Below are 5,022 nucleotides of genomic sequence, written 5' to 3'. Positions count from 1 at the left end.
CCCTGTGCATTCGGGGCCACTCGACGTGCCGACTGGGTCGAGTGGCCACAAAGCCGGCCTCCCGGCACGGCGCGGTCTGGTCCTTCGACGGTGCTCAGAGGCCACGCATCCGGTGGATCTTGAGGGCGAGGGCAAGGGTGAGGCGCAGCTCGGGGTCGGACGTGAACGGGCCGAGCATCTTCTCGAGCTTGCCGATGCGGTAGCGCAGCGTGTTGTAGTGGAAGAAGAGCAGGCGTGCGGTCTCCGCGACGTTCATGTTGGTGTCGATGAGGATGCTCAGGGTCTGGCGCAGGTCGGCGTACTCCGGCTGGTCGTCCGTCGCGAGCTCGCGCAGGGACTCGCGGACGAAGCGCCGCAGGTCCGCCCCGTCGGGGATGAGGGCGAGCAGCCGGTAGATGCCGAGGCCGTCGACGTGGGCCAGCGCCCCGTCGCCCTGCATCTGGCGGCCGACGGTGACGGCCGAGAGGGCCTCCTCGTAGGCCTGGGGGAGCTGCGCCGGGGACGTGATCGTCCGGGAGACGCCGGTGGAGAAGCTGCGCCGCCCACCGCCGCCGTCTCCGCGCACGACGCGCACGAGGTCACCGACGGTGCGCATGACTCGGTCCGTGTCCGCGGCGTCGGGAACGGCGACGAGCGCGACGACTTCTCGGCTGAAGCCGACGACCGGCGTGCTCGGGTCGCGCACCCCGACGGCATGGGTCCAGGCGCGGGCGAAGCGTTGCTGGAGGAAGCGGATCTCGTCCCGGTCCCGCTCCGTGCGGTCGTCGTCCTCGTCCGTCTCCGCCACGACGACGACCATGGGCCGGTCGATGTCCCAGCCGAGGGACGAGGCGTGGGAGATGGCGTCGATCGGCGTGCCGGCACGTCCCGAGAGGGCATCGCGGAGGAACTCGGCCCGGTACTTGCTCTCGACGGCCGCGACCGCCTGGTCCTTGGTGATGGCGAGCGCCGCGACGGTGGCGGCGCGTTCGAGCAGCCGCACGTCGTCCTCGGTGAGACTCCGATGGCTCGAGAAGGCCACGAGCACACCGTGGTCGAGGTGACCCGCGATGATGCGGACGGCCACGCGGTCGGCATCCGGCCCGTCCTCGCGCGGACCCATCGGCTCGGACTCCACGAGGAAGCGACCCGACCGGTCGAAGCACGGGAGTGACTCGGCCCGCGTGAGCTCGGTCGTCGCCCCTGCCCGGGCGATGACCCGGCCATCGGTCGTGGTCACCATCGCCGCGGCACTCGAGGTCGGGTCGAGGAAGGAGACGACGCGGTCGCACAGCTCGTCGAGGGTGCCTCCGGCGAGGACGATCTGCACGAGTGCGCGGTCGGCGTCCTCGAGACGGTGCAGCGCGGCCGTCTGGCGTTCGAGCTGTTCCTTGACCGAGGCGAGCTCGGAGGCCGCCTCCGCTGTCAACTCACCCTCGACGGAGGCGGGATCGTTGGCAACATTCACCATGAGCGCACCCTAGCCTGCCTCGGTAGCGTCGGTCATCGATCCGGCCGGAAGACGAGGAGGGCGCGTGTGCTGACCGCTGCCGCACGTCCCCAGTGGCCTGCGGCCGTGTCGCCACTCGTCATCGACGAGGTGACCGGTCCGAGGCGCGAGGCCAGGGTGCTGGGGGTCTTCCCGACGTGCGTCTACCTGGGTATGGGGGAGCACGACGCCGTCCTCGCGGTCCTGGCCCGGGACGCGCTGCTGCAACCGATCGGGCTGCGGCTGGGTGTCTCTTCGGCGGAGGTCTCCTGGGGCGTCACCGCCGGTGACGTGGTCGACGTGGGGGAGGGGCGGGTGCGTCTGGCCCGGGCTGATGTCGTTGCAGCCCGGGTCCAGCGCCCCGCTCGAGTGAGGCCTCCGCACCACGCCGCGCCCGTCCCCGGTCGAGTGGCCCCGAATTCCCGGACAGGGGGTCGGAGTTTGGGGCCACTCGACGGGGGAGGGGGACGCGGGGGCGGGCGTCTGGGGCCACTCGACCAGGTTTCCGAGTCGAGTGGCCTGGAATGCGGGCCCCGACCCGCGCGTCTGTGGCCACTCGACCGGGCCCGCGACCTCGCTGCGGCCGCGCTCGCGCGCCGGCCGGTCGCGCCGCTGCTCCGGGGCCTCATCGGCGCGGGAGCCGGCTTGACGCCCAGTGGGGACGACGCCGTGGCCGGTGTGCTGCTCGCGCTTCGCTCCGCCGGCGCGCTCGACGCCGTCGACGCCATCGACCGCGAGGTCCGCGCGCTCTCGCACACGACGACCTCCATCTCCGCCGCCCTGCTCCGAGCCGCCGGACAGGGCTATGCGGTGCCCGAGGTCGTCGCGCTCGTCGACCTCCTGGCCGAGGCTCCCGAGCCGACGGACTACCACGACCCAGCCGTCGGGCCCGGCTCGAGCACGACCGCGCCGTACGCGCGACCGTCGTGGCAGTCCATCGGCCCGACCCTCGAGCGGGTCCTCGCCATCGGCCACTCGTCCGGTCGGGACCTCGTCGCCGGACTCCGGGGCGCCCGCGACGCCCTCGCAGGCCGCGCCCTCGCAGGCCGCGCCCTCGCAGACCGCGCCCTCGCTGACCACGTGTCCACACACGCCACCATCCAGGAAGGTGTCCTCCATGGCTGACCAGGTCGAGATCCGAACCGGCGCCTACTACGACTCCGTGAGCCTCATGCAGGTGTCGCAGACCGTCGCTGCCGCCACTGGTGTCGAGGCCGCGCAGGTCGCAATGGCCACCGAGCTCAACCTCGACGTCATCCGCAGCATGGGCTTCGACGTGCCGGACACCGGCCCCAACGACCTCGTCATCGCCATCCGCGGCGACGAGGAGGGCATCGCGGCAGGCAAGGCCGCCCTCGACGAGGCGCTCGCCCGGCTCCGCTCCGCCGCGACCCAGTCGGGCGGCTTCGGCGAGGCGCCGGCCCCCCGCACGCTCGGAGCGGCCGTCCTCCGGGCCGGTGCCAACCTCGCCCTCGTCTCCGTGCCGGGGCCGCACGCCACGACCGAGGCGCTCGACGCGATCGACGCCGGCGTGAGTGTCATGGTCTTCTCCGACAACGTGCCGGTCGAGGACGAGGTGCGGCTCAAGGAGCGCGCCGCCCGCCAAGGCGTCCTCGTCATGGGGCCGGACTGCGGGACGGCGATGGTCGGGGGCGTCGCACTCGGCTTCGCGAACGTCGTGCGCCCCGGCTCGGTCGGCATCGTCGCAGCCTCGGGCACCGGCGCCCAGCAGGTCATGTCCCTGCTCGACGCGGCCGGGGTGGGCGTCAGCCACGTCCTCGGCGTCGGCGGCCGTGACCTGTCCGCCGCCGTCGCGGGCCGCTCCACGAAGCAGGCGCTCGCCGCGCTCGCTGCCGACCCCGACACCGAGACCATCATCGTCGTCTCGAAACCCCCTGCCGCCGAGGTGCTCTCCGACATCGAGTCGTATGCCGCTGGGCTCGCCACGCCGGTCCACTGGGCGACGCTCGGGGCGGGGAAGCCCGACCTCACCGCTGCCGTGGAATCCGTGCTGGCCTCCCTGGGCCGGCAGGTCGAGTGGCCGAGTTGGGAGGTCGGACAGCCGGCCGCGACCGGCACGTCATTGAGGGGACTGTTCTGCGGCGGCACCCTCGCCGACGAGGCGATGCTCGTCGCGGGGGAGGAGCTCGGCGACATCCGGTCCAACACCCCGCTTCGCCCGGACCTTGCCCTCGGGCCGGACCTGCGCGACCCGGGCCACGTCGTCATCGACTTCGGCGACGACTCGATGACGCAGGGGCGCCCACACCCGATGATCGACCCCTCGCTCCGGCTCGAGCGCATCGCCGCAGAGGCCGCCGACCCGACGTGCGGCGTGCTGCTCCTCGACCTCGTCCTCGGCCACGCCGCGCATCCGGACCCCGCGCCGGAGCTCGCCGAGGCGATCCGGGCCGCGCGAGCCAGGGCCGAGTCCGACGGGCGGACCCTCCCCGTCGTCATCTCGCTCACCGGGACCGAGGGGGACCCCCAGGGCCTGTCCCGCTCCGCGACCGCGCTGCGCGATGCCGGCGCCACCGTCTACCTGTCGAACGCCGCAGCCACCCGCCACGCCGTGGAGCTCCTCGGCCACGCACCCGCCGCACCGGCGTCGGCAGCGAGCCCAGCGGCATACGGCACCGCGGAGGCGGAGTCTGTGGGGGACCGCGCCGAGGAGCTGCACGGCCTGCTGACGGCGGACCTCTCCGTCGCGACCGCGGGAGTGTCCCTCTTCGCGGAGTCCGTTCGGGCGCAGGCAGTTCCGGTGGCCGAGGCCGCGTGGCAGCCCCCGCTCGCGGGCACGGAGCGCGACCTCGCCGTCGTCCTCGCAGACCCACGTCGGGACGAGGCCAACCAGCTGGCCTTCGAGCGGATGGTCGCGGCGGGAGCCGACTTCGTCGATGTCCGTCCGGCCCATGAGGCGCTCGGTCTCGAGAAGGGCACCTTCCTGCACGCGGGTCCGCCGATCACCTTCGACCGGGCATCCGGGCCGCTCAAGGGCGCGCTCATCGGGGCGATGCTCTTCGAAGGCCTGGCGGACACCGCCGAGGAAGCCGAGGCCAAGCTCGAGAAGGGCGACGGCATCACCCTCGAGCCGTGTCACCACCGCGACGCGGTCGGGCCCATGGCGGGCGTCATCAGCCCGTCGATGTGGCTCTACGAGCTGCGCGACGACGTCCACGGCAACCTGTCCTGGTGCTCGCTCAACGAGGGCCTCGGCAAGGTGCTGCGCTACGGCGCCTACGGCCCGGAGGTCATCGACCGGCTGCACTGGATGAACTCGGTGCTCGGGCCGCTCCTGCAGCAGGCGGTCCGGGCGCGCGTCGACGCGACCGGACCGATCGACGTCAAGGCGATCATCGCCCAGATGCTCCAGATGGGCGACGAGGGCCACAACCGCAACCGGGCCGGCTCGCTCATGCTGCTGCGCGAGCTGTTGCCGACGATGATCACTGCCGATGCGCCGTCGACGGACATCGCGGAGGCCGTGCGGTTCTCCGGCGCCAACGAGCACTTCTTCCTCAACCTCGGCATGCCGGCGTGCAAGCTGTCCACCC

At 72.9% G+C, this 5,022-nt stretch carries 3 protein-coding genes; 2 read left to right on the top strand and 1 reads right to left on the bottom strand.

Annotated features, from left to right (window positions below; translation table 11 throughout):
- Positions 1-94 precede the first annotated feature (94 nt).
- Positions 95-1,450: a helix-turn-helix domain-containing protein gene (locus LOY02_RS08495; protein ID WP_317181914.1), complete on the bottom strand. Its 1,356-nt coding sequence runs from the start codon at positions 1,448-1,450 to the stop codon at positions 95-97.
- Positions 1,451-1,555: 105 nt separating this feature from the next.
- Here LOY02_RS08495 and LOY02_RS08490 point away from each other — a divergent pair, with 105 nt between their 5' ends.
- Both LOY02_RS08490 and LOY02_RS08485 read left to right on the top strand, forming a co-directional pair.
- Complete coding sequence (locus LOY02_RS08490; RefSeq protein ID WP_317181913.1) at positions 1,556-2,593, top strand: DUF2877 domain-containing protein; 1,038 nt, start codon at positions 1,556-1,558, stop codon at positions 2,591-2,593.
- Positions 2,586-5,022, top strand: a 2,437-nt coding sequence (locus LOY02_RS08485) for a DUF1116 domain-containing protein (protein ID WP_317181912.1), incomplete at its 3' end; no start/stop codon positions are given. The genes LOY02_RS08490 and LOY02_RS08485, both read left to right, overlap by 8 nt.

Source organism: Intrasporangium sp. (genome assembly GCF_032907665.1).
Taxonomy (GTDB): domain Bacteria; phylum Actinomycetota; class Actinomycetes; order Actinomycetales; family Dermatophilaceae; genus Intrasporangium.
The sequence above is the reverse complement of the archived record's forward strand: the minus strand, read 5'-3'. Positions and strand labels throughout refer to the sequence as shown.

Excerpts from the sequence above, each read along its gene's own strand:
- LOY02_RS08495 (WP_317181914.1), bottom strand. The coding sequence starts at position 1,450 with ATGGTGAATGTTGCCAACGATCCCGCCTCCGTCGAGGGTGAGTTGACA.